Here is a 25,213-nt window from a genome sequence, read left to right as displayed (position 1 = left end):
TAACAGTTTAACGAGCGCTAGGTAAGACTTTACGACGAGAGGCAGTCCATGGCAATCACGCCCGAGCACCAGACATCCGAAGCAGCAGCACTGTACGAGGTTCGTGGGCAGGTTGCGATCATCACCCTGAATCGGCCGCGGGCCCTGAACGCGGTGAACGCGGCTCTGTCGACCGCGGTCGGCACCTTGCTGGAACAGGCCGAAGCCGACGCCGACGTGCGCGTCGTCGTGATCACCGGCTCCGGCCGCGCGTTCTGCGCCGGCGCGGACCTCAAGGCGCTGTCGGCGGGAGAGAGCACCGACGCCGACGGCCATCCCGAATGGGGTTTCGCAGGTTACGTACAGCACTGGATCAGCAAGCCGACCATAGCCGCGGTCAACGGATTTGCACTCGGCGGTGGCACCGAACTGGTGCTCGCGAGCGACCTTGCAGTGGTCGACGAGAACGCGCAGCTCGGCCTGCCCGAGGTCAAGCGCGGATTGTTCGCCGCTGCCGGCGGTGTAATCCGGCTGCAGCAACAAGTCCCACGGAAGGTGGCGCTCGAAATTGCCCTGACCGGCGAACCGATCACGGCCGCTCAGGGCAAGGAACTCGGCCTGGTCAACCGAGTGGCACCGGCGGGAACCGCACTGGACATTGCACTCGAATTGGCGGAGCAGATTGCGGCAAACGCGCCGCTGTCGGTGCGGGAGTCGAAGTCGATGATCCATCGAACCGCAACGGCATCGGATTGGGAGCCTGATGTGTGGGCAGCCAACGCCGCTGCAATGAAGGTGGTCTTCACCAGCGCCGACGCACAGGAAGGCCCGCTGGCCTTTGCACAGAAGCGCCCGGCTGTCTGGACCGGCCGCTGAGCCGTTCCCTATGCGCCACCGGAATCCTCGATTCCGGTGGCGGGTACGGGTTTCCGTCACCACTGTGGTTCCATCACCACTGCGGTCGCGGGAGATGTTCCGAGAACAGGTCAGGCATCGCGTCGCTGCACCGATCCGGGAAGTTCGCGTCACGCTTGCCGAGGAAGGCGCTGATGCCTTCCCGGACGTCCTCTTGCGCCCCTCTGGCGTTGATCCCGATGCTCTCGATCCGATGCGCCACCATGGGATGTGGGGCGCCCAGCAGGCGCCAGACCATCTGACGCGAGAGAGCAACAGAAACCGGAGCGCTGTGGCGAGTAAGGCTGCGCGCGAGGGCAATAGCCTCGCCAAGCAGATCGTCGGCAGAATAGAGTTGGTAGACCAATCCGGCGGCGTGGGCTTCGGTAGCCGGAAAGATGCGCCCGGAGTAAATCCAGTCGAGCGCTCGTTGCAGCGGAACCAACTTCGGCAGCAGCCATGAGGAACAAGATTCCGGCACAAGGCCTCGGCGATTGAAGACGAACCCCATCCGGGCGTCGTCGGCCGCCAATCGGAAGTCCGCTGCGAGAGTCATGGTGATACCGACGCCGACCGCAGGACCATTGATCGCCGCGATGATCGGCTTCAGCGAGTCGAACATCCGTAACACCACACGACCGCCGCCATCGCGCCGTTCGCCGGCACTACTCTCCTCTGCGCCGTTCTGCTCGGCGCTCCATGCGGTGAAGGTATCCGGCCCGGAGGACAGATCGGCGCCGGCACAGAACGCTCGGCCTGCTCCGGTCAGAATCACGGCGCGTACGGAGTCGTCAGCATCGGTGTTGTTGAACGCCTCGATCAGCTCGTTTTCCATGATTGTGGTGAAGGCGTTCAGCTTGTCCGGTCGATCGAGAGTAATGACGGCAATGCCATCGTCCACGGTCAGCGATATGTGCTGCACAGGCAATTCTCCTCTTGTTAACGAACGATAAGCTCACAGGACGTGGATCTTCACAGTTCACGGCGGATATTTGCTGCCCGTCGAACCTTGTGATCGTTCGGCTACTACGCTGTGTCCGGATACCGGAAGACGTGCAGAACGCGAGGAGTTCGAAAAATGAGCGTGGCAAAAACTGCCGCAGTCCGGCAGCTCATTCTCGATTCCGCCGTCCGAAACATGAACGAACGCGGCTACCACGGCACATCCATGCGCGACATCGCTGCAGGCGCCGATCTGACAGTCGCATCCATCTATCACCACTTCAAATCCAAGCAGGACATTCTGCAGGAAATAATGCTCCAGGCACTGCGAGACGCTCACGGCATGACGCGTAGCGCGCTGCTCCGCTCGGGCGGAGAGCCGAAAGACCAACTGCAAGCGCTGGTTCGCGCCTGGGTCATGTTCCACACGACGCGGCGCGAAGACGCTCTTGTCGGAGCAACCGAGCTGCGCAGTCTCGATGAGCCGGGGCACCGCCTGGTAGTCGCACTGCGCGACGAGCAGGAGAACATCTTCCGGGATGTCATCGAACGCGGAGTGGAAGAAGGCGCGTTTCGCACCGCGTATCCGCGTGATGCCGTTCGCGCCATCATCAACATGGGGCAGCAGGTCTGCGTGTGGTGGCGTGCCGACGGCCCACTGAGCGCGCAGGACCTTGCGGATCGCTACTGCGCTTTGGCCACCGCGATGGTCGAACCGGCCTGACCGGCCCGAACACTCCTTCCTTTCCACGCGTTTCACCGGAATCCACACCTCCAACATCCGTGAGACCTGCGTCACTAAATTCCCATAATGTCAGGCGAACGATCGTTTGGCAAGCGGTTCGATCATCGTTGCTCCCACACCAATGTTCGCAGGAAGTTCGATATTTTTTCATGGTTGACATTTGTCGATCGTTCCATTGATGATGATCCACAGCCGAACGATCGTTCGGCTGTGTTTCCATCGAAAGGAGCGTGCATCGAATGTCCGCGGCATCATCGACGACGTCCGACGCAGGCCGCGTCGTCTCCGGACTCGACCTCGACGCACTCTCCACGTACCTGTCGACGCATCTCGCTGGCGGGATCGACGGAGAGATCACGGCGTCACTCATCAGCGGCGGGCGATCCAACCCCACCTATCGCGTCGCAGACGGCTCGAACACCTGGGTATTACGGCGTCCGCCGTTCGGTCACGTACTTCCGAGCGCTCACGACATGGTTCGGGAATTCACCGTCATCGACGCGCTCGCATCCACGTCGGTGCCGGTACCTGAGGCGTTCCTTCTCTGCGAGGACGAAGACGTACTCGGCGCGACGTTCTATCTGATGGAACTGATCGACGGCAATTCCATCGGCACCCCGGAATCCGCCGCCGCCCTGTCTCCGGCCGATCGAGAACGCGCCGGACTTGCCTTTGCCGATGTCCTCGCCGACCTTCATTCTGTCGATCCTGATTCAGTGGGACTCAACACTTTCGGGCGAACCAACGGATACCTGGAGCGACAACTGGACCGATGGTCGCGGCAATGGGACGCCTCTCGAACCACTGATCGCCCCGAGGTCGCGGCACTCCTCGACAAACTTCGCCGTGCCGTTCCCACCACATCCCTACCCGGGATCGTGCACGGGGACGTCAAACTCGACAATGTTCTCTACTCCCGCTCCGATCCCGGAAAGATTGTTGCCCTTCTAGACTGGGAGATGGCAACACTCGGAGACACACTCGCCGACGTCGGCATCATGCTCAGCTTCTGGGATCAACCCGGAGCCGTCGACAACCCGATCACTCGCGGACTTGCTCGATTGGACGGATTTCCCAGTCGCGCTGCGTTACTCGAACGATATGCCGACCGCCGGAACATCGATCTGCCGGATATCGACTGGTACACGGTGTTCGCCGACTTCAAGATTGCCGTCATCCTCGAGGGCATCAATGCCAGACACGCCAAGGGCGACACTGTCGGCGAAGGATTCGACGACGTCGCCGACATGGTCGGCCCGCTTCTACAGCGTGCGCTCGATCTGACCCGCACTTCCTCTGTTCACGAACTGCGCCGCTGACTTTCTGTGCGACGCGCCCCGAGATTGGAACCACCGACGTGGATTTCGAATACAGTCCGAAAGTCAAAGAGCTGCAACAGAAGCTGACGACTTTCATGCAAGAGCACGTCCTACCCGCCGAAGCCGTTGCAGCGCAGCAATTGGCGGCAGACCCCAGCCACTGGGGCGCACCACCGATCATGGCCGAACTCAAGGCAACGGCCAAGGAATCGGGCCTGTGGAACCTCTTCCTCCCGGCCCGCGAGGGCGCCGGCCTGAGCAACCTCGAATACGCACCGTTGGCGGAATTGACGGGCTGGAGTCCGTTGATCGGTCCCGAAGCCGTCAACTGCAATCCACCGGACACCGGCAATATGGAACTGCTCCATCTCTACGGCACCGAGCAGCAGAAGGCCGAGTGGCTGACCCCACTTCTCGACGGCGATTTCCGATCGTGCTTCTCGATGACCGAACCCGAGGTCGCGAGTTCCGATGCAAACAACGTGTGTCTCGATATCGCGGAGGACGGTGACGAGTGGGTGCTGACCGGACGCAAGTGGTGGTCCACTGCTGCCCTTCGCGAAGACTGCAAGGTTGCGATGGTCATGGGCGTGACCGACTCCGATGCTCCGGTCGGTAGCCGCCACAGCATCGTGCTGGTACCCATGGACACCCCCGGCCTGCAGATCGTCCGTTCCACAACGGTTCTCGGCTTCGACGACCGCCACGAGGGTGGACACGGCGAAATCGTCTTCGACAGTGTTCGTGTCCCCAGGGAAAACCTGCTCGGTCCCCGCGGTCGGGGTTTTGCAGTCGCTCAGGCACGCTTGGGTCCAGGACGCATTCATCACTGCATGCGGTTGATCGGTATGGCAGAGCGCGCAATCGCACTGCTCACCGAACGTGCCAGGACCAGAGTCGCTTTCGGGTCTCCCCTTGCCGATCTCGGTGTTGTACAGGCCAACCTTGCTGATTCCAGGATCAAGCTCGACGCCGCCCGGTTGCTCGTTCTGCGCGCCGCCTGGCGGATGGACGTCGAGGGGAACAAGGCTGCGCGCCATGACATTGCAGCGGCCAAAGTTCTGGTTCCACTGACAGTCAAGGACATCATCGACAACGCCATTCAGGTGTTCGGCGGCGCCGGGCTGTCGCAGGACACCATTCTTCCGGTCCTGTATGCGCAGGCACGGTTCCTGCAGATCGCGGACGGCCCGGACGAAGTCCACCGTCGCTCGCTCGCTCGCGCCGAATTCGCCGCAACTCCAGTCCTCAACGAACCCAAGTGAACGATCCCACAGAGAGTGAATCGTGATGACCAACAACACCGAATCAGCGGTGCAGCGCCAGGGTAGGTCCCGGCGCGCGTCCTTCGCAGCGGCCATCTCCACTTCCCTGGAGTGGTACGACTTCTTCATCTACGCGACTGCTGCGGCACTCGTGTTCAACTCGACGTTCTTCGCCACCGACAGCGAGGTGGTTGCAGCAATGAGTTCGTTTGCCACCGTTGCAGTCGGTTTCATCGCTCGCCCCATCGGCGGCGTGCTCGCGGGACATTTTGGTGACCGCTACGGCCGCAAGCCGGTGTTGGTGGCCGCGGTTGTCCTGATGGCCATTGCCACGTCGCTGGTCGGCTTCGTCCCGAACACCAATGTGATCTGGCTGGCCCCGGCTATCCTTGTCACTCTGCGAATCTGCCAGGGCTTGGCCGTCGGCGCACAGTGGGGCGGCGCAGTGCTGCTGGCAACCGAGAACGCCCCAGCCGACCGTCGTGGATTGTTCGGAAGCTTTGCGCAACTGGGCGTTCCGATTGGCGTCGTGCTCGGAAATATCGTCTTCCTCATTCTTACAGCCACTCTCGCCGCGGATTCGTTCCTCGCCTGGGGCTGGCGCATCCCGTTCTGGATCAGTTTGGTGATGCTCCCGGTCGCGTTCCTCATTCACCGTTATCTCGAGGAGACGCCTGAATTCAAGGCTATTGCCGAGAAGCTCGCAGAATCGCCGGTTGTCCGCAAGTCCCCCATTCTCGAGGTCCTCAAGAAGAACCCGGGCACGGTTCTTGCCGCGGCAGGCGCCAATGCAATCGGTGTGATTTTCTTCTACACGATGATCACCGGATCCGTGCAGTTCGCGACGACGTATCTGGATATCCCGCGGTCGACGGTATTGACGTACATCCTGATTGCCTGCGCCATTCAGATTCCCCTGGTCCCGCTGGCCGGTTACCTCTCCGATCTGTACGGCCGCAAGCTCGTCTTCGGTCTCGGCACCGCGGCGATGATGCTGTGGGGCATTCCGATGTGGCTGATGATCGGCGGCTCCAGTCCGGACACGATCTGGCCGTTCGCAGTGGCCGTGATCGTCGGCGTCGTTGCGATGTCGCTCCAAACCGGCACTCAGGGAACACTCTTCGCAGAATTGTTCCCGCCGGAGATCCGATTCTCCGGAGCGTCGCTCGGCTATCAGATCTCGGCCATCATCGGCGGTTTTGCGCCGATGATCATGGTGATGCTGATCAACGGTAATCCGGACAATGCGTGGAAGGTCGGTTCATTCCTTGCCGCTGCCGGAGCGATCGGACTGATCTGCCTCTACATCATCGTTCGCCGGTACTCGGGAACGTCGACGCCCGCGTCGACCGCGACACGAACGGATGCACAGTACGCGTCCTGATCGAAACGACGAGGTGGGTGGGCGGTTCTTGATACCGCCCACCCACCGTTTTCTCTGCATCAGGTGCGCATGTTGGATGTCGGAGCGTAACGATAGGGTCTTGGTGAACGTCGCCGAGCGCGTAACCAGGCCCTAGGAGTGTGTCAGTCAAGGTGGCAGTGGAATCTTCGGTGCTGCTGAAGTGGTATGCCGATAGCGCCCGTGATCTTCCGTGGCGACGCGACGGAGTCAGTGCCTGGCAGATTCTGATGAGCGAGATCATGCTCCAGCAGACGCCGGTGGTACGGGTCGCGCCGATCTGGGAGGAATGGGTCCAGCGCTGGCCGGTTCCGTCGGCAATGGCGGCGTCGAGCCAGGCTGAGGTACTGCGGGCGTGGGGCAAGCTCGGTTACCCACGACGCGCACTGCGCCTGCACGAGTGTGCCGGCGTCCTGGCCACCGAACACGGCGACGTGGTCCCCAGCGACGTGGACACTTTGCTGTCACTGCCGGGTATCGGCTCCTATACGGCGCGTGCCGTGGCGTGCTTTGCTTACGGACAACGAGTTCCCGTCGTCGACACCAACGTTCGCCGCGTTGTTGCCCGTGCCGTGCACGGCAACGCAGAGCCGGGCAATCCGTCGAACACGCGCGATCTCGCGGACGTCGCCGCACTGTTGCCCCGCACCCGCGCACGAGCGGCAACCTACAGTGCTGCACTGATGGAACTTGGCGCCGTGATCTGCACGGCGCGTACACCCAGCTGCGACAACTGCCCGCTGCCCAATTGCGCTTGGGTTGCCTCCGGAAAACCGGCACACACCGGTCCACCGAAGAAAGTGCAGAAATTCGCCGGTACCGATCGCCAGGTCCGCGGCAAGTTGATGGCCGTTCTTCGAGAGACCCACCATCCCGTCGAACGTGCGCGCCTCGACATCGTCTGGCTCACCGACCCCGGTCAACGCGACCGCGCACTGCATTCACTGCTTGTCGACGGATTGGTGGAACAAACCGAAGACGGCCTGTTTGCACTGGCCGGTGAGGGCAACCGCTGACAGCGGGTTAAGCGCTAACACTCCGGCGAATCTCGAGCTATGGCCCTACGTCCTCACTCTCTGGGCACAAAAGCCTGTGGTGAGGCTGGATTATCGGCCAGACACCGGGTTCCCTCGAGAAGAATTGTGCCCGAATTGCCCTAATTAGGGCATCAATTCTCCGTACCAGTTACTATTTCGGAAGCACACGAAGAATTGGACATTTCACCCAATCTCTCTGTGCCTGTCGGTCCGAAGATTGCAAGCACGAGCACAACGGGGATTAGGAACACAAGGATGTCGGGGCGGGAGGGGGACGCAACTGTCGAGGGCGTCAATCACTCTGCCATCGCCAGACCATTCCCCCGTCAGGCGCTCTTTGCAAAGTTGGATCGCCGGACTCCCCTGACAATTGTGCGCGCCCCGAACGGATACGGTAAATCCGACCTCCTGAAATCCTGGCTCGAATCTTCCGACACCTCGGACCACGATCTCGTGTGGGTTCCGGCTCCACCGCTCAATTCGAGCGCATCGGAATACCTCACCACGATCCTCCGCCAGAGCAGGCAGTCCGGCATTGTTGCCCCACACGTATCCGGCGATCCGTTCACCGACCTCGCCGCCGCATTCTCCGCCGTCACCAATCCAGTTCTCCTGGTATTGATTCGGCCGGATCTCATCCCAAACCACGCACTCGAAGAGCAACTTGTCGAACTAGTCACCCGCTGCCACCAGTTGGACATCGCCGTGACATTGTCGGGACTCACCCTGTTTGCCGAACCATATTTCCTCGAGGTAGATCACGAACTGATCCGTGCCGAGGAACTACTCTTCAACTCGGCCGACACAGCAAACCTACTGACGTTCATCGGGTCGAATCCCCTTCCCGGCGAAGCCGAGAAGATCACGACGATGACCGGCGGCCTACCAACTCTCGTACATGCCGGCGCCGCGGTCGTCGAATTACTACCCACACAACATGATCGAGATCAACTCCTCGAGCTGAACCTGCAACAGACGATCGACGAGTACACCCGGCGCACGACCCTCGATAACACCGACATCGCTGACCATCGGGACTTCCTCGTATCCTGTTCGACAGCGCGAACCCTCGATGTGAGCACTGCAGCGCACCTGTTCGCCTCCCCCGAATCCCGTGACCGGATTCGTGAACGTCTACTCGAGCTGGAATCGGCCGGCACACTCTCCCGGATCGAAATCGGAACTGACGAAAGCTGGGAACTTCCAGCGGCAGTTCGCGCGTCACTGATGGCAACGCAACCACAGCTCGGACTCGATCCGACAGAGCAATTGTCCTCGCTGGCACATTTCCGACTCGATTCCGGCCGACACGCGTCGGCGCTGAAGTACGCGACCGAAGGTGGCGACTGGGATCTTGCCATCAATATTATCGAAAATAATTGGGTAACAATGCTTTCCGAAAGCTTTGATATCGTACGCCGCGCATTGCAACAGATACCGCCCGCAACGGCGAAGAAGAGTTCGATTGCTCTGGCGGGCCGCGACCTGTTCACTATGCAGCCGGGCGACATCCCCAAGCCGATCACCGCGCTGCCTCGCTCTGCCGAAGAACTCCGAGCGATCGGCGCAAGCAAGGACGCCCGCGACGTACTCAATGTCGGCTGTGTTCACTCGATCAGGCTGCGCGTCGCCGGAAAATACGGGCCTGCAGCCGAAACGACCCGCCGCCTGGCCCAGATCAGCAGAAGCGCTCTCGCTACGAACCCCGACGACATCAGCCCGCAACTCCCGTTGATGCGCGTGCAATGGGGTATCACCTTTCAACTGAGCGGACGGTTCGCCGAATCCACCACCGAGATGCGCATGGCGTACTGGGGCGGTGAATCACAAGGCATCGACTTCATCGCCCGCAATGCGGCGGGAGGTGTAGCCATGAATTGGGCGATTGTCGGGGAACCCACTCTGTCACAGGGATGGTCACGGCTCGAGCGCAAACATCCGAACACATATGGATGGCTCCACTCGATGGTACGAACGCCAGGACTGGTAGCCCGTGCGTTGACTGCACTGTGCACTCTCGACCTCCAGGATGCACGTGAGGCCGTCGCAACCCTGGGAGAGCCCGACAACAACGAGGAACTGTGGGCATTTGTCCTCTACACGCACTGCCAGTACGCACTCGCCTGCCGTGAAGAAGCCGCAGCTATCACGTTGCTGCGCAGGGCAATTTCCGACAACCCCACAAAGCTGAAACCCGATTCGTTTGCGCTACCGTTGTTGCGCTCCACCAAAATCGATCTCGCCCTCGCGCTCGGGGACGGAAACTTGGCAATGGCACTGTCGTCGGACATTGCCGAGCCGGCCGCCAACCCCTGGACACTGGTTTCCGTCGCGCGCCTGTATCAGCGGGCCGGTCAGAATGAATCTGCAATCGCGCTGTGCCACCAATTCGATTGGGCGCGAGAGTCGTACCCACGCCCACAAATCGAGGCACTCCTGATTCAAGCCGTCGCGCATTCGCGAGGTGGCGAGCCGCGACGCGCCGCCGAAGCCTGGTCGAATGCCTGCAGCATCGCAGACCAAACCGGCAATCTCCGATCGTTCTCGACCATATCTCGACACGACGTCGATCACCTTGAATCCATAGCGGGTACCGGATCGAGCGCACTTGCCAAATTCCTGAAACTTGCTCCAGGAGAAACATTTCCACACGAACTGAACCTGGTCACCTTGACCGAGCGAGAAAGACAGGTTCTTGATCTGATCGCGTCCGACGCCAGTTTGACGGAGATGGCAAACGCACTCTTCATCTCCGTCAACACGGTCAAGACGCAGGTGCGCACGCTGTACCGAAAGCTTCAAGTCCACAATCGACGCGAAGCACTCGCACGCGGACGGGAGCTACGTCTGCTCTGATCCACCGACGGGATACATTCTGTAGTCATGAGCCATACCTGCGTCTTCTGCAACATCATCTCGGCAGACGAGCCCGCAATTCGTGTTTTCGAAACCGAAACCGTGCTCGCTTTTCTCGACGCCCGCCCGGTCAGTCGCGGACACACCCTTGTTGTGCCCAAACGCCACGCCACCAACCTCGACGGACTCGAAAACCACGAGGGCGCAGAGATGTTCCGGGTAGGCACACTCATCGCCGGCGCGCTGCGGAGCTGCGACATCGCCGCAGACGGCGTCAACATCCTGGTCAACGACGGTCGTGCTGCCGGTCAGACCGTCTTTCACTCCCATCTGCACGTCGTGCCGCGACACAGCGGAGACAAAGCCAAGTTCGCAGCCGGGCTCCTGGCGAGGCGAGCCGTCGAACTCGAAGAAGCGGGAGCGTCGATCCGAAGTCAGCTCTGATCAACCAGGAACGCCGTCACTTCGTCGCGGTACCGGTCTGGTTGATCATCGTGGACAAGGTGACCGGCGTCGGCAATGCGCACATACCGAGTCCCCGGACGCTCTGCCATCTCGCGCATCTGGCCTTGCGGGGTAATCGTGAACTCACCCTCGACGAGAAGGGTGGGCACCTCGATTGCACTCCACTGATCCCAGAAATGTCGCGTGCCCCATTCTTCCGAGATATCGCGGAAGGTCGACACGTCACCGTGCAGGTACCACCCGTCGTCGCGGCGGTCGAACGAATCCAGAAAGTATTGTCCCGCAACCGGACCGAAGAATTCCTTCACCGCGTCATCGGTGGCAAACGGCTGCGGCCACGACGACACCATCTGAGCCCAGTCCTCCGCAGTGCGCCCGCGGAAATCCGGTGCCATGTCCTCGAGAACCAACGCACGCACTCGGTCCGGATGTGCGGCGGCAAAACACCACGCGTGCAGGGCACCCATCGAGTGCCCGATCACGATCATCGGCTCGTCGATGATCGTGACGGCCGACGCAAGGTCTTCGACAAAGGCCTCGGTCGTCAATTCTGCGGGCGCCGGCCGTCCGTGACCGGCCGCGTCGAACGTGTAGACGTGGCCGAACTCGCGAATCCAGGGCACATGGCGGCGCCACGTCCGGGCACTACCCATGAGGCCGTGCAACAACAGAATCGGCTGGCCGGTACCACCTTCGTCATGCAACACGAATGTCACCGTACGCGGTGGAGCCGCGCGGTAATGTCGCTTACATGGCAGTCGTGAAGATCAATGCAATCGAAATCCCCGAGGGCGCGGGCCCCGAACTGGAAAAGCGCTTCGCAGCACGCGCTCATGCCGTGGAGAACTCTCCCGGATTCCTCGGATTCCAGCTCCTGCGCCCCACCGCCGGAGAGAACCGCTACTTCGTGGTCACGCAGTGGGAAAACGAAGAGGCGTTCGCCGACTGGCGTGACGGCCCGGCCCGCGCAGCGCACTCGGGTGAGCGCGCCAAGCCCGTCGCCTCGGGAGCGTCGCTGCTCGAGTTCGAGGTCGTTCTGGACGTCCCCGCCAAGAGTTGATCCGTGATCGTGAAGGGTTTTGGTCGCCTAGCGAACAAAATCCTTCACGATTTTCGTGTGTTCACTGCTAAAGTGCGCTCTGTACACGCGATGGTCGACAGGAATCCGGTGAAAGCCCGGAGCGGTCGCGCCACTGTAATTCGAGGTGAAACCACCTCGACAGCCAGACACTCCGGCCATCGCATTTGACCTAGGGGACGCGAAAATCCCAGGAGGCTTCGATGGCACTCGCCTACTCTCCCGACTCGTCGATCGATTCGACTCGTCTTGCCTTCCTCGCCGCAGCTGTTGTGCTGTTCGCGATGCTGGCTCTCTACCTGGTCGGATTCGACCAGGGCGCAATCTCACGCACAGGCATGTACATGCATGAGCTGATGCACGACGGACGCCACTTGATGGGCCTCCCGTGCCACTAGTCGACAATTTCACGAAGCTTCTGATTCGTGGCTTGTTGGCTGGTTTGATCGCAGGCATCCTTGCCGGCGGAGTTGCATTTGTGCTGGGTGAACCGCACGTCAACGCTGCCATCGCGATCGAAGAAGCCAACAGTGCCGCCGGCGAAACTGCCGGACACTCGCACGGCGACGAAGAAGCTCCACTCGTCAGTCGTGACGGTCAACGCGCTGGACTCTTCCTCGCAACGTCGCTCGCGGGCTTGGCCCTCGGTGCCATCTTCGCCGTAGTCGCCAACTACGCGCGGCGGATCACCACCATGTCCGGACCGTTGTTGGTGATGGCCATCGCACTGGGAGGCTGGCTCGCCATCGAGGCGGTGCCCTTCTTCAAGTACCCGGCCAACCCACCAGCCGTCGGCGATCCCGACACGATCAACCAGCGAACCTGGCTGTGGCTCGCGACCGTGATCCTCGGACTGCTGGCCGTCACCGCGGCCGCCGCGGCGGCAAAAGCTGTATCCGCCCACGAGTTCCTCAGTGTGCGCGTCGCCGCTCCGGTGGCTGCGTTCCTTGTCATCGTGGCAATCGGTTACCTCTCGCTGCCCACGATCAACGAGGTGGGCGACGACTTCCCGGCAACTCTGCTGTGGGAGTTCCGCCTCTCGTCCCTCGCTACACAGGCAACCTTGTGGCTTGCACTCGGATTGGCATTTGCCTTCCTCACCGAGCGCGCGACCAAGGATGCCGATGTCGCGAAAAAGTTCGCCCTGCGCTGACCCTGCTGTGCGCCTTTGTTAACCACGGGCGGTTAACAAAGGCGCACAGCAGTTTGTTTTCAGCTCAGATGATGCACTTCCTGCAGCCCGTACACCGGCGTCGGAATGCCCTCGTAGCGCGCCTTCAACTGCAGCGCCAGATACAGCGAGTAGTGGCGAGACTGATGCAGATTGCCGCCGTGAAACCACAGCGCTTCCTGCTGCGTCGGCTTCCACATGTTGCGCTGCTCGCCCTCCCACGGTCCTGGATCCTTGGTGGTGTTCGACCCCAGGCCCCAGACCTTGCCCACCTTGTCGGCAGTGTCCTGACCGATCAGATCGGCCACCCAGCCGTTCATCGAGCCGTAGCCGGTTGCGTAGACCACCACGTCGGCCGGTAGTTCCGTTCCGTCTTCGAGAATCACGCTGTTCTCGGTCAGCTCACAAATGTTGCCGTGCGCGAGCTTGATGTCCCCGTTCGCGACCAGTTCGGCAGCGCCGACGTCGATGTAGTAACCCGAGCCGCGTCGTAGGTACTTCATGAACAGGCCAGAACCGTCGTCGCCCCAGTCGTGCTCGAAGCCGGCCTTTTCGAGGCGATCGTAGAAGTCCTTGTCGCGCTCACGGATTGCGTCGTACACCGGGATCTGGAACTCGTGCATGATCCGGTACGGCAGCGAACCGAACGTGAGGTCGGCCTTGTGTGTCGTCATACCGGCGGCGAGTGCGCGTTCCGAATACAGATCACCCAAGCCCAGATCCATCAGCGAATCCGACTTCACGATGTGCGTCGAACTGCGCTGCACCATCGTCACGTCGATGCCGTTCTCCCACAGAGCGCCGCAGATGTCGTGCGAGGAGTTGTTCGCCCCGATGACCACAACCTTCTTGCCCACGTACTGATCCGGGCCGGGGTGCTTGCTCGAGTGGTGCTGATCGCCCAGGAACTTGTCCTGCCCGGGGAAGGTCGGAACATTGGCCTTGCCGGACATACCGGTCGCCATCACCAACTGCTTGGGACGCAACGTCAGCTTCTCGCCGTTGCGGTTGACCTCGACGGTCCATTCCTGGGCCTTCTCGTCGAATGACGCCGACGTGCAGGTCGTGGAACTCCAGTACGGAACCTCCATGACCTTGGTGTACATCTCGAGCCAGTCGCCGATCTTGTCCTTGGGCGCGAACACCGGCCAGTTGTCGGGGAACGGCATGTAGGGCAGGTGGTCGTACCAAACCGGATCGTGCAGGCACAGGGACTTGTAGCGTCCGCGCCACTGATCCCCCGGCCGCTCGTGGCTGTCGATCACGATGGCCGGAACTCCGAGCTGACGCATGCGCGCTCCGAGCGCGATTCCGCCCTGGCCGCCGCCGACGATCACGACGTAAGGCTGTGTGGTGTAGCCGAGTTCGCGGTCCTCGATCTCCTTCTGTTCGGCCCAGGTGATGCGGTCCGGGTCTGCCCCGTGCTTCGCGCCGCGTGGCCGGCGGGTGCCCTTGCCCTCTTCGTGTCCCTTGAGTTCCTGCAATGACGTCAGCAGTGTCCAAGCAACAGGATCGCCGAGTTCGTCCTTGAGCCGAAGGTGTCCGTGCGCGCGGCCCGTCGAGGTCTCGAATTCGATCCAGGCCGACGTGACGCCGTCGGCTTCGTCGGGGGTCTCGGTGGTCCGGAATCCTGAAGGATCAGTGTCGTCGAGACGCTCGGAAAGCATGTCGGCAATCTGCTCGCGACCTTCGACGGTCTTGATGTTCCAGGTGAACGAAACCAAGTCTCGCCAGAAGCTGTCGAGGGCGAATTTTGCTGCGACCCGTTCGATGTCACGAGCGGCGAGCGCCGACTCGAAATCCGCCAGCCAGGCGTCGACGCGCTCCTGAGGTGTCACAGCCGTCGAGCTTTCCGCGGCTACGACTGCGGAATCGATGGTTTGCGTCATCACTTCTCCTTCTTTGGGAATGTGATACACAGCACATCGCATAAGTGGCCCGGGTCACAAGCGTTGCAATCCGTTGCAATCCCCGGGCCGTTGAAGTTCTCCCGGACTGTGCCCCGCTACGTTCGCGGCCAGGGACGTCCGGCTAGTTTCTCGACGTCGGAATTGAACCTCCGAAGCCACATCGCAAACGTCGCCACATCCTCAGGTTCCCAATCGGCCACGACCCGATCCAGGCCGTCCACGTTGCCAGCCCGATCCGCACCGAGTCGGCGCATCCCCTCGTCGGTGATGCGGAACTTTCGCGCCATACCGCCATCGGGGTCGGAAATACGTTGAACCAAACCCGAATTCACCATTGCGGACGTCTGGCGACTGAGTGTCGATGTATCCAGCCCGAAGGCCTCGCCGAGTTCACCGATCGACATAGGGCCTTGCATGTCGATGCGACTGAGCAACGTGTAAGCACTTCGATCGAGGTGATTGCCACCATGCTTGTACTGCGGCGGATGGAGGCCGACGTATCGCCCGAGCAGCATGGTTTCGAACTCGATCAAATGCGTGGGCTTGTCCATGCCAGTCCTTCTACCGATCCATTCTCGATCCGCGCACCGAATCTCGACACGACGGGCATCGGCGGCGCACTCGGGTTGCCAATGGCAGCTGCCGTGGCCGAGCACACCAACTGGCGTGTCCTCTTCTGGGGTTCCGCCGTTCTCAGCGTGATCATCGCCGTGCTGATCTGGTTCTTCGTTCCCGCCACCCCGGTACACAACACCGGCGAACGCTTCGATCTGATCGGAGCACTCGGACTGGGAGTCGGATTGGTCTCGCTTCTGCTGGCTGTGTCCAAGGGCGCCGACTGGGGCTTGCTGATCGTGACCTGCATCTGCAACGCTGGAATCGGCCTTGCCTACGGCTCGATGCCCGCCCTCATCATGGGCGCGGTTCCGCCGTCCGCCACGGCGTCGGCCAACAGCTTCAACACCCTGATGCGGTCCGTCGGCACCTCGATCTCCGCCGCTGTCGTTGGCGTTGTCCTGGCTCAGATGAGTATGGACTTCGCCGGTCACACCCTCCCGACGGAAGCCGGGTTCCGTACAGGTCTGCTCATCGCCTGCGGTGCCGCACTGATCGCCGGTGCAATCGCGCTGCTGATTCCCGCACGAAAGAACGCGGCGCAGAAGGAAACTGCCGCAGAGTCAGCACCCCTCACGAAAGTCTGACCTACGCGATTGGTTGCCCGCATGCATTTGCGGGCAACCAGTTCACGCGGATCCAGGCTTCAATCGGCCAAGCCCCAGCGACTGGAAGCCGACAACGTAGAACAACGTCCACAGCACCGTCCAGTCCACGAAACCCAGTGCATTGCCGTGCAATCCGTCGGCCACTGCGGGTTCGTGAAGAATGTGCTCGGCAGCAAAACGGTAGTAGAAGAGGAACGTCACCACTGCCAGCCCCAACGTGAGCACTGCGCGGATCAACAGGTTCACCCCGTCAGCGAACCCAGTCGGCTTGTTTCCGAATGCATTGGCCCAGAAGATCATCCAGAAGGCCCAGCACACACCGAGTTGGGCCGGAAACTGATTCACGACGCCACCCAACTCGGCAACCGCAGCACTTCCCAGCACAACCTTCACAACAGACAGTGCCACGAAGTACAGCCCGGTTCCCAGTGCAAAATTGCCCACCGTAGCCGCGAGTGCGGTTTTCCCTCCACCACCGAACAGCCGCCACGGCCAATTTTCCAGAGTCTGACCGGTCAAGATCACGACCACCACAACGCAGTAGAACCACCCGAGCACGGTGTCGACGGTCATCAATGGATTGGTTGCGGACAGCGATACGGACGGCAGCCCGAAAACGAAATACAGGGCAAGCGTCGGTACCGCGACAAACGCGATCTCGCACAGACCCACCAACGGCTGCTTCATCCCGATGGAGACCCACGGCCAATGCTGCCAGTTCAGCACCACCATCACCCAGGTTCCGAACCCGAACAGCACAAACAGCGCACCGGCGAAGTAGCCGAGACCGCCGGCGCGGTCTGCCGCGAAGTCCGGATACAGACTCCCGATTCCGTTGGCGAGCAACCACGTCACCACAACCGCGAACACGGCTGTCGCTGCCATGATTGCAACGCCCCTGGCCGGCTGCGGCAGTCGATCGAATCCAGCAAACTCGCAGTTGAAGCCGATGAACACCACAAAAAGTATGGCCCAGAACAGCGCTGCATTGAACGGCAACGGATAGAAATTCCAGGGGCTGGTCACCGGATCGGCCAGAAGATACCAACTCGCCAGAGCCAGAACCAGAACGATCACAAGATTTGCAGCACCGAACGGAATCCAGCGGCGCGAGGGTCGACGGCTCGGCGTCGCCGAACCCTTCGGAACATCGACTGTTGCAGTCATATCTTCTTCTCCCGGTTTGTGCCACAAAGCAATTCGCGAAGTGGTCGCGCAACTATGAAGGCGCCGAACCGGACACAGGGAGAGTTGCCGACAGTTGCAATCGATGTCCGATTGTTCGGGTTTGCAACGCGATGCAACCCTTCTATAGTGTGGTCGTCATCACATATAACTCACTCATCGGCTTACCCGCCAACGAGGAGACACTGAATATGAGCATCACCGGCAAAGTTGCACTGGTCACCGGAGCAGGCCAAGGGATTGGACGTGGAATCGCACTCCGGCTCGCCCACGACGGCGCAGACATCGCGCTAGTCGATCTCGACCAGACCAAGCTGGACGCCGTAGCCAACAAGATTCGCGAAATCGGCCGTCGGACAACCACGTTCATCGCGGATGTCAGCGACCGCGACCAGGTGCAGGCAAGCATTGAACACGCACATTCAACGTTGGGCGGCTTCGACATCATCGTCAACAATGCCGGAATTGCACTGGTAGGCCCCCTGTCCGACGTCACCCCCGAGGAAGTCTCCAAGATTTGGAGCGTCAACGTCGACGGCGTGGTGTGGGGTATTCAAGCCGCGGCCGCGAAGTTCAAGGAACTCGGTCAGCGCGGGAAAATCATCAACGCATCGTCCATTGCCGGCCACGACGGTTTTGCCATGTTGGGTGTGTACAGCGCAACAAAATTCGCCGTCCGGGCACTCACTCAAGCTGCGGCCAAGGAATACGCATCAGACGGCATCACAGTCAACGCGTACTGCCCCGGAGTTGTGGGAACCGACATGTGGGTCACCATCGACAAGCGATTCTCCGAACTCACCGGGGCGCCGGAAGGTGCGACCTACGAAAAGTTTGTCGGCGGCATTGCTCTGGGCCGAGCCGAGACTCCCGACGACGTGGCGGGGTTTGTCTCCTATCTGGCCGGACCGGATTCTGATTACATGACCGGCCAAGCCGGACTCATCGACGGAGGGTTGGTATATCGCTGACATGGCCACACCCACAACGCGGTTGCCCGAGCCCGCGATGCCACCCGGTGAGGATCCTCGCAACTACGCGAGGACCCTCGCCGCGGTGTACGACGCCACGATGGCCGGTGATCGATCCCCCGCTCGTCCCCGCGACGTGATCCGCAAGTCCTGGCAGCGGCTGAGAGAGCTGGGAGTCGATCCTGAACAGAGCCGAATCGAACCGTCGATGGATGTGGCAGAACTCGACCTTCGTCGCCGTGAATCGGGCCTGTACGACGTACTCGACGACGTGACCCGCGGACTCGAATCGGTGACAGCGAGCGGCGAGAACATCATGGTTGTCGCGGACATACGTGGAACAGTGCTGTGGCGCAGCGGATCCAATCGGGTACTGGATCAGGCGGGGCGGCTCGGATTTATCGAGGGTGCAAACTGGGCCGAGGACTCTGTCGGCACCAATGCCATCGGCACCGCATTGGTGTCGCATCAAGCCGTTCAGATCTTTTCGGCGGAACACTATGCGCGCAGCCATCATCCGTGGACCTGCGCGGGTGCACCTATTCGAGATCCACGAGACGATCGGGTAATCGGCGTGGTCGACATCAGCGGGCCGGCCAAGACCATTCACCCCACCACACTCGCCTTGGTCGACGCCGTCGCACGTCTTGCCCAATCACACCTGCGTGACAAGCACCGCGACAACCTCGACCAATTACGGTCTGTTGCAGCGCCGATGCTCGCACGCGGCGGATCACCCGCACTGGTCACCGACGCTCATGGCTGGGTTGCGGCGGTCGATTCTCTGCCACATCGCACTCGAATCCTGCTGCCCTCGGCGCTGACTCCCGGCCGGACGTGGTTCCCGGCCCTCGGGCTGTGCGAATTGGATCCGCTACCAGGAGGTTGGCTGATCAGGCCGACCTCCACCGGAAGCAACGTCGCTGCTCCCACAGTGCACGTCGATCTGCGTGATTCCGAGAGCATGTCGGTAACAGTGTCTTCGGAGTTGGGTGAATGGACGTACTCCCCCACCCAGCGCCATGCGGAAATTCTGTTTCTCCTGGGATCGGAGCGAAGAGGGCGCACCGCGTCGCAATTAGCTCAGGACCTGTTCGACGACCCAGCCCGCACGGTGACCGTACGGGCCGAGATGTCCCGCCTACGCAAGAATCTTGCTGGAGTAGTTGCAGCACAACCGTATCGGTTTGTCGATGCAGCGCAGGTCACGCTCTCCTGCCCCGACATCGGTGCACATCTGCTCCCGTTCTCGAACGCTCCAGCCGTCCGGGCCGCCCGAATCAGGGAATGAGGGCCTTGATGTCGGGGACTGCAGTGATCGAGAGAATCTTGCAGTTGTCATCGAACTCGAAGAGATCTGTAGACGCAAAATCCTCCAAACCTTCGCGCTCGACACGCATTTGCATCGCAGCAAACTTGCCCACAACAGTGACAGGGGTCAGCAGACTCACGGTGAACGGCGTGTCCTCACTCTCGGCGAAGAATGCCCGAATCTCGTCAAAACCCCGATTGGTGCGAACACCGACGGGCTCGTGCTGCACAGCACCCTGATGGAACAATTCCATCAACTCATCGATCTGGTGCGATCCGAGCAGCTTGACGTAGCTGTCGACAACGGCGCAGATCTCGTCACGAGAAGGCATGTAGGACTCCTTAATTGAGGGTTGAGTTATCAGCAGATCGAGAAATCAGTGAATGATTCCGCGTTCGAGCAGATGCCGGATTATCTGATCAGCGGCATCGAGAGTCGACGATGACGTCGTATCGATACGAATATCCGGCGAGACCGGAGTTTCGTACGGCGAGTCGATGCCGGTAAAGTTCTTCAACGCACCACTGCGCGCCTTCTTGTACAACCCCTTGGGATCTCGCTTTTCGGCGACAGCCAGCGGGGTGTCGACGAACACCTCGAAGAACTGATCGGCGCCGATGGTTTCCTTGGCGGATTGACGTTCGATCTGAAACGGTGAGATGAACGAAGCGAGGACGATCAGTCCGGCATCGGCCATAAGTTTAGCGACTTCTGTTACGCGGCGGATGTTTTCGACACGATCAGCTTCGGTGAATCCGAGATCACGGTTGAGTCCGTGGCGAACGTTGTCGCCGTCGAGAAGATAGGTATGGCAGCCTAGCGCATGGAGTTTACGCTCCAACTCGTTGGCAATCGCCGACTTACCCGAGCCGGACAACCCGGTGAACCACACTACGCACGGTTTGTGACTGTTGAGCGTCTCTCGCGCCTTCTCGTCGATATCGACGGCCTGCCAGTGAATGTTGTCCGAACGCCGAAGAGAATGCTGGATGAGTCCGGCGCCGACGGTGGTGTTCGTCAACCTGTCGATGAGGATGAATCCACCGGTATCACGGTTGTCGGCGTACGGGTCGAATGGCACCGGACGGTCGAAACTCAGGTTGCAGACACCGATTTCGTTCAGTGCAAGCGTGTCGGTCGCCGTCTTCTCCATAGTATTGACATTGATCTTGTGCTTGGGCTTGGTGATTCGAGCCTGGACCGTCATAGTGCCGATCTGGCAGAGGTACGGCCGCTCCGGGAGCATCTCATGCTCACCCATCCACACCACGTGGGCTTCGAACTGGTCGGCTACCGGGGGCAGCGCATCCGATGAAGCGAGCATGTCGCCGCGGCTGATGTCGATCTCGTCGGTCAGTGTGATGGTCACGGATTGGCCGGCGATGGCTTCGATGAGATCACCGTCCATCGTGACGATGCGCGCGACGGTCGATTCCTTTCCGCTGGGAAGCGCTCGAATCCGATCACCCGGGCGGATGATGCCGGAAGTGACCTGGCCGGAGAAGCCGCGGAAATCGAGGTCGGGGCGGTTGACCCATTGCACCGGCATACGGAACGGGCGTTGCTGCACATCATCGTCGATCTCGACGGTTTCGAGGTGATCGATAAGTGTCGGACCGTCGTACCACGGGGTATTCGCGCTGCGCTCGGTGAGGTTGTCCCCCATATATGCCGACATGGGAATCGGAACGACGTTCTTCAAACCGATTTCGTCTGCAAAAGCACGGTATTCGGCGACAATGTTGTCGAACACCTCCTGCGAGTAGTCGACAAGATCGAGTTTGTTGACGGCGATGACTACATGTCGAATACCGAGCAGTGAAACCAAGTACGAATGGCGGCGGGTTTGAGTGAGCACACCTTTGCGAGCATCGATGAGGATGACCGCGAGGTCAGCTGTCGATGCGCCGGTGACCATGTTGCGGGTGTACTGCTCATGACCAGGAGTATCGGCGACGACAAATTTGCGACGCTCGGTCGTGAAGTACCGGTACGCGACGTCGATAGTGATGCCCTGCTCACGTTCGGCAGCCAGTCCGTCGACGAGGAGCGCGAAATCGAGACCTTCGCCCTGTGTGCCGACCTTGCGTGAGTCGTTTTCCAGAGCCGTAAGTTGGTCTTCGAAAACCAATTTCGATTCGTAGAGAAGGCGACCGATGAGCGTGCTCTTGCCGTCGTCGACACTGCCGCAGGTGATGAAGCGGAGCATCGTCTTGTTGGCATGACGTTCGAGATACTGTTCGATATCGTCGGCAATCAGATCCGAGGAAACGGTCATCAGAAGTACCCCTCTTGCTTCTTCTTCTCCATCGACGCGCTCGAGTCGTGGTCGATGACCCGGCCTTGGCGTTCGGATGTGGTGGTCAACAACATCTCTTGGATGATGTCGGTCAAGGATGTCGCGGTCGATTCGACAGCGCCGGTCAGCGGATAGCACCCGAGGGTTCGGAAACGAACACTCTTGAGTTCCGGTGTTTCACCCGGCAGCAACGGCATCCGGTCGTCGTCGACCATGATCAACGCGCCGTCACGTTCGACGACGGGACGCTTGGCGGCGAAGTACAGCGGGACAATCGGAATCTGTTCCTGGCGTATGTATTCCCACACGTCGAGCTCGGTCCAATTCGAGAGCGGGAACACGCGCAGGCTCTCTCCCGGCGATTTGCGGACGTTGTACATCCGCCACAGCTCCGGCCGCTGCTGTTTCGGATCCCAGCGGTGCGCTGCTGATCGGATCGAGAAGATCCGTTCCTTCGCCCGGGACTTTTCCTCGTCACGCCGGGCGCCGCCGAACGCCCCGTCGAACTTGTAGTGATCAAGAGCTTGCTTGAGTCCCTCGGTTTTCCACATGTCGGTGTGGACGGCACTGCCGTGGGTGAAGGGGTTGATTCCCTTCTCCACACATTCCGGATTCTTGTACACGAGGAGATCGAGGTCCGGCGCCGCTGCTGTCTCGTCGCGAAGGCCGTACATCTCGCGGAACTTCCACGTAGTGTCCACGTGCAGCAACGGAAACGGAAGCTTCGACGGGTAGAACGCCTTGCGCGCCAAGTGCAGCATCACGGCGGAGTCCTTGCCCACCGAATACAGCATCACCGGATTTTCACTCTCGGCGAGCGCTTCTCGCATGATATGGATACTCTCGGCTTCGAGCCGTTCGAGATGCGTCAGCGTGGTAGTCATCGGTTCAGCACCTCCAGTGCGGTAGCAGCAAGTTCAGGGCGGCAGATCAACAAGTCGGGCAACCAAGGGTTCTCTTGGTTGTAGTGCAGAGCAGAGCCATCGATTCGTGAAACATGCAGGCCGGCAGCCTGAGCCACGGCAACCGGGGCGGCAGAATCCCACTCGTACTGTCCGCCGGCATGGGCGTAGATGTCAGCGTCGCCGCGCACTACCGCCATGGCTTTGGCTCCAGCCGAGCCCATCTCGATCAACTCGGCATCCAACGCTCGGGCCAGTGCCATCACTGGCTCCGGCCTCCGAGTGCGACTTACGACAACCCGAGGGTTGGACGGCACGACGTTGTACAGCGGTACCGGGTCTCTACTCGAGTGCGTTATTCCCAGACCCGGGAGCGCCACGGCTCCTGCTGTGAGAGAGCCGTTTTCGAACAATGCAACGTGCACAGCCCAGTCACCGCGGCCGATCTCACCGAACTCGCGGGTTCCGTCGAGTGGGTCGACGATCCAGACACGCGACGCACCGAGCCGCACAGCATTGTCAGGTGATTCTTCCGAGAGCACCGCGTCGCCGCTGAATCGGCGAGCCAGTTCCCCAGCGATGAATTCCTGACTGACTCGGTCTGCACCCTTTCGGAACGCGACGGGATCGACATCGTCGGGAGTCAACGCTTCGCGATACCGGAGGAGCAGTTCTCCTGCGGCAGTGCTGATATCGATGGCAGCGGTTGTATCGCACGTCGCTTCGGGTGGGTCGTCATGATGCGGGGTAGTTCGCGTCATCGATGCTCCAGTCAGTGTGTAATTGCCCTCGCTAGCCCGTCTGCCGAGTACGTGATGTACTCCGTCGGATCGAGGTCTTGGGCCCAGTTGTTGACGATGGTGTCGGCCAGCCCCATGAGGCCGGCCCAGACGAAGGGGATCAGGGAAGGTCCCTCACGGAGTGAAAGCCCCTGTGCACCCGCTGCGTCTTCGAGAGCTGTCCGCAACTCTGCAAATTGTGCTTCGGTGGAATGTCGTAAGTCTTGGACCGCTTGCCCGTCGGAGTTCGAAGCGTCTTCGGTCGTTCTCCACACAGATGCCACGTGCCCGACTCGGGCCCATTGCTTGGTGGTTTCAGGCACGATAGCTGCGATCAGGGCCGATATGCCTTGATCGCGTGGCAATTCGGCAATGAACACGGTCAACTCCTGCTGACTCTCGAAGAGGAGAGCTGCAAAGATGTCGCGTTTGTCGACAAAGTACTGGTAGATGAGTCCGGGACTCATACCGGCTTCTTTGGCGACGCTCCGAATCGTCAGTGCGGCGTAGCCACCCACATCCAGGATGGCTGCTGCAGCATCAAGGATCCCTCGGCGCCGTGCTTCCGTATCTCCGCGGACAGACGTGGTGTTCGTTGCGTTCATCCACACACACTAGCTGCTCGCTAAACAATGTTCAACAGCTATTGAACATTGTTCACAAACTGGCTACTGTCACACCTCATGACATCAAGCACCGAAGACAGAGCAACTGATTCTATTGCGAAAAGTGTTGTGGCATTCGACTTTTCTTCCTCCCGAGTTCTCGTAACCGGAGGGTCCAACGGCCTCGGACTTGCGATTGCACACCGCTTCGTCGACGCCGGCGCGCACGTGACGATTACCGGAACCAAAGCGTCGGCCGACGACTACGAGCACGACCTCTCGGCATTCGTCTACCGGCAGTGCGTCATGACAGATCGCGAGCAGATCGCCGCCGTCGCGGCAGGGCTGTCCGCACTGGACATCTTGGTCAACAACGCAGGTCAAACGCTTACCCAGAAAGGCGAATGGAACCCGGAGGTATTCGAGGAATCGCTCGCGGTGAACGTCGTGAGTGGGTTCCGAATGTCTTCCGCTGTCCTGCCACTGCTCAAGGAAAGCACGCAGAGCGGAGGCGCTTCTATCATCAACGTCGCATCGATGGCGTCGTACTTCGCCGTTGACGTCGTGCCCGGATACGGCGCATCGAAGGGCGCCGTCGTCCAGATGACCAAGACGATGGGATCGAATTGGGCCAAGGACGGCATTCGAGTCAACGCCATAGCCCCTGGACTGACGGCAACAAAAATGACGGCAGGACTCCAGCAGCGCCCTGAACACAGCAAACCGTCACTCGATCGCACACCGATGGCCCGGTGGGCAGACCCGTCCGTGGACGTCGCTCCCGTCGTACTGTTCCTTGCCAGCCCGGCCGCACAATTCGTTACCGGACAGACCTTGCCCGTCGACGGCGGATTCTCGATCAGAGGATGACTTC

General features: G+C 60.6%; 24 protein-coding genes, 1 pseudogene and 1 riboswitch. Of the genes and pseudogenes, 15 read left to right on the top strand and 10 right to left on the bottom strand.

Going from position 1 to position 25,213, the window contains the following annotated elements:
- Positions 1-48: 48 nt before the first annotated feature.
- A complete protein-coding gene (locus tag KYT97_RS22795) occupies positions 49-855 on the top strand; it encodes a crotonase/enoyl-CoA hydratase family protein (protein WP_141486568.1) in 807 nt (268 codons plus the stop codon).
- Positions 856-928: 73 nt separating this feature from the next.
- Here the strand turns inward: KYT97_RS22795 and KYT97_RS22790 are convergent, their stop codons facing one another.
- Entirely contained in the window at positions 929-1,795 is an 867-nt protein-coding gene (locus KYT97_RS22790) for a crotonase/enoyl-CoA hydratase family protein (RefSeq protein ID WP_141486569.1), read from the bottom strand.
- Between the two features lie 156 nt (positions 1,796-1,951).
- Between KYT97_RS22790 and KYT97_RS22785 the strand changes: the two genes are divergently transcribed.
- From KYT97_RS22785 to KYT97_RS22755, 7 genes are all read left to right on the top strand, one after another.
- Complete coding sequence (locus tag KYT97_RS22785) at positions 1,952-2,539, top strand: TetR/AcrR family transcriptional regulator (protein ID WP_141486570.1); 588 nt, start codon at positions 1,952-1,954, stop codon at positions 2,537-2,539.
- 260 nt (positions 2,540-2,799) lie between these two features.
- On the top strand, positions 2,800-3,879 hold the full coding sequence (locus KYT97_RS22780) for a phosphotransferase family protein (RefSeq protein WP_219110717.1): 1,080 nt from the start codon (positions 2,800-2,802) through the stop codon (positions 3,877-3,879).
- A gap of 38 nt (positions 3,880-3,917) precedes the next feature.
- Entirely contained in the window at positions 3,918-5,144 is a 1,227-nt protein-coding gene (locus KYT97_RS22775) for an acyl-CoA dehydrogenase family protein (RefSeq protein ID WP_033236352.1), read from the top strand.
- A gap of 25 nt (positions 5,145-5,169) precedes the next feature.
- A complete protein-coding gene (locus tag KYT97_RS22770; RefSeq protein WP_033236351.1) occupies positions 5,170-6,528 on the top strand; it encodes an MFS transporter in 1,359 nt (452 codons plus the stop codon).
- Between the two features lie 152 nt (positions 6,529-6,680).
- Complete coding sequence (locus KYT97_RS22765) at positions 6,681-7,562, top strand: HhH-GPD family protein (protein WP_033236392.1); 882 nt, start codon at positions 6,681-6,683, stop codon at positions 7,560-7,562.
- 276 nt (positions 7,563-7,838) lie between these two features.
- Positions 7,839-10,439, top strand: a complete 2,601-nt coding sequence (locus KYT97_RS22760) for a helix-turn-helix transcriptional regulator (RefSeq protein WP_219110716.1) — start codon at positions 7,839-7,841, stop codon at positions 10,437-10,439.
- Positions 10,440-10,466: 27 nt separating this feature from the next.
- Entirely contained in the window at positions 10,467-10,883 is a 417-nt protein-coding gene (locus KYT97_RS22755; RefSeq protein WP_219110715.1) for an HIT family protein, read from the top strand.
- Here the strand turns inward: KYT97_RS22755 and KYT97_RS22750 are convergent.
- The gene (locus KYT97_RS22750) at positions 10,874-11,611 is read right to left on the bottom strand and encodes an alpha/beta fold hydrolase (protein ID WP_045069618.1); all 738 of its coding nucleotides are present in this window, start codon (positions 11,609-11,611) and stop codon (positions 10,874-10,876) included. The genes KYT97_RS22755 and KYT97_RS22750 overlap by 10 nt on opposite strands.
- A gap of 44 nt (positions 11,612-11,655) precedes the next feature.
- On the opposite strand from KYT97_RS22750, the gene mhuD reads away from it, so the two are divergent.
- From mhuD to KYT97_RS22735, 3 genes are all read left to right on the top strand, one after another.
- The gene (gene mhuD / locus KYT97_RS22745; RefSeq protein WP_033236389.1) at positions 11,656-11,964 is read left to right on the top strand and encodes a mycobilin-forming heme oxygenase MhuD; all 309 of its coding nucleotides are present in this window, start codon (positions 11,656-11,658) and stop codon (positions 11,962-11,964) included.
- Positions 11,965-12,038: 74 nt separating this feature from the next.
- A riboswitch (cobalamin riboswitch) is annotated at positions 12,039-12,159 on the top strand.
- A gap of 26 nt (positions 12,160-12,185) precedes the next feature.
- Positions 12,186-12,380, top strand: a complete 195-nt coding sequence (locus tag KYT97_RS22740; RefSeq protein WP_033236349.1) for a CbtB domain-containing protein — start codon at positions 12,186-12,188, stop codon at positions 12,378-12,380.
- On the top strand, positions 12,371-13,135 hold the full coding sequence (locus KYT97_RS22735; protein WP_045068352.1) for a CbtA family protein: 765 nt from the start codon (positions 12,371-12,373) through the stop codon (positions 13,133-13,135). Before KYT97_RS22740 ends, KYT97_RS22735 begins: the two co-directional genes overlap by 10 nt.
- A gap of 59 nt (positions 13,136-13,194) precedes the next feature.
- On the opposite strand, the gene KYT97_RS22730 is transcribed toward KYT97_RS22735, so the two are convergent.
- Complete coding sequence (locus KYT97_RS22730) at positions 13,195-15,042, bottom strand: flavin-containing monooxygenase (protein ID WP_219110714.1); 1,848 nt, start codon at positions 15,040-15,042, stop codon at positions 13,195-13,197.
- Between the two features lie 116 nt (positions 15,043-15,158).
- Complete coding sequence (locus KYT97_RS22725; protein WP_045068347.1) at positions 15,159-15,614, bottom strand: MarR family winged helix-turn-helix transcriptional regulator; 456 nt, start codon at positions 15,612-15,614, stop codon at positions 15,159-15,161.
- Between the two features lie 54 nt (positions 15,615-15,668).
- On the opposite strand from KYT97_RS22725, the pseudogene KYT97_RS22720 reads away from it, so the two are divergent.
- Positions 15,669-16,265 (top strand): annotated as a pseudogene (locus tag KYT97_RS22720) (hypothetical protein); the annotation flags it as partial.
- Positions 16,266-16,307: 42 nt separating this feature from the next.
- Here KYT97_RS22720 and KYT97_RS22715 read toward each other — a convergent pair.
- The gene (locus KYT97_RS22715) at positions 16,308-17,453 is read right to left on the bottom strand and encodes a hypothetical protein (protein ID WP_219110713.1); all 1,146 of its coding nucleotides are present in this window, start codon (positions 17,451-17,453) and stop codon (positions 16,308-16,310) included.
- 209 nt (positions 17,454-17,662) lie between these two features.
- Here KYT97_RS22715 and KYT97_RS22710 point away from each other — a divergent pair, with 209 nt between their 5' ends.
- Together KYT97_RS22710 and KYT97_RS22705 are read left to right on the top strand one after the other, a co-directional pair.
- Positions 17,663-18,442: an acetoin reductase gene (locus tag KYT97_RS22710; RefSeq protein ID WP_141486580.1), complete on the top strand. Its 780-nt coding sequence runs from the start codon at positions 17,663-17,665 to the stop codon at positions 18,440-18,442.
- A 37-nt stretch (positions 18,443-18,479) separates the two neighbouring features.
- Positions 18,480-19,733: a GAF domain-containing protein gene (locus tag KYT97_RS22705; protein WP_080711836.1), complete on the top strand. Its 1,254-nt coding sequence runs from the start codon at positions 18,480-18,482 to the stop codon at positions 19,731-19,733.
- On the opposite strand, the gene KYT97_RS22700 is transcribed toward KYT97_RS22705, so the two are convergent.
- From KYT97_RS22700 to KYT97_RS22680, 5 genes are read right to left on the bottom strand one after another with little or no spacing between them, the layout of a single operon-like run.
- Positions 19,723-20,085, bottom strand: a complete 363-nt coding sequence (locus tag KYT97_RS22700; protein WP_033236342.1) for a nuclear transport factor 2 family protein — start codon at positions 20,083-20,085, stop codon at positions 19,723-19,725. The genes KYT97_RS22705 and KYT97_RS22700 overlap by 11 nt on opposite strands.
- 45 nt (positions 20,086-20,130) lie before the next feature.
- On the bottom strand, positions 20,131-22,032 hold the full coding sequence (gene cysN, locus KYT97_RS22695) for a sulfate adenylyltransferase subunit CysN (protein WP_033236341.1): 1,902 nt from the start codon (positions 22,030-22,032) through the stop codon (positions 20,131-20,133).
- The gene (gene cysD / locus KYT97_RS22690) at positions 22,032-22,937 is read right to left on the bottom strand and encodes a sulfate adenylyltransferase subunit CysD (RefSeq protein ID WP_219110712.1); all 906 of its coding nucleotides are present in this window, start codon (positions 22,935-22,937) and stop codon (positions 22,032-22,034) included. Before cysD ends, cysN begins: the two co-directional genes overlap by 1 nt.
- Positions 22,934-23,716 carry a 3'(2'),5'-bisphosphate nucleotidase CysQ gene (locus KYT97_RS22685; RefSeq protein WP_219110711.1) on the bottom strand — a complete coding sequence of 261 codons (783 nt, stop codon included), beginning with the start codon at positions 23,714-23,716 and terminating at the stop codon, positions 22,934-22,936. The genes cysD and KYT97_RS22685 overlap by 4 nt, the downstream gene beginning before the upstream one ends.
- Positions 23,717-23,727: 11 nt before the next feature.
- Positions 23,728-24,339 carry a TetR/AcrR family transcriptional regulator gene (locus tag KYT97_RS22680; RefSeq protein ID WP_033236338.1) on the bottom strand — a complete coding sequence of 204 codons (612 nt, stop codon included), beginning with the start codon at positions 24,337-24,339 and terminating at the stop codon, positions 23,728-23,730.
- Between the two features lie 78 nt (positions 24,340-24,417).
- Between KYT97_RS22680 and KYT97_RS22675 the strand changes: the two genes are divergently transcribed.
- The gene (locus KYT97_RS22675; protein WP_219110710.1) at positions 24,418-25,209 is read left to right on the top strand and encodes an SDR family NAD(P)-dependent oxidoreductase; all 792 of its coding nucleotides are present in this window, start codon (positions 24,418-24,420) and stop codon (positions 25,207-25,209) included.
- The last annotated feature ends 4 nt before the right edge of the window (positions 25,210-25,213 follow it).

It is taken from the genome of Rhodococcus globerulus (assembly GCF_019334125.1).
GTDB classification, from domain to species: Bacteria; Actinomycetota; Actinomycetes; order Mycobacteriales; family Mycobacteriaceae; genus Rhodococcus_F; species Rhodococcus_F globerula.
The sequence above is the reverse complement of the archived record's forward strand: the minus strand, read 5'-3'. Positions and strand labels throughout refer to the sequence as shown.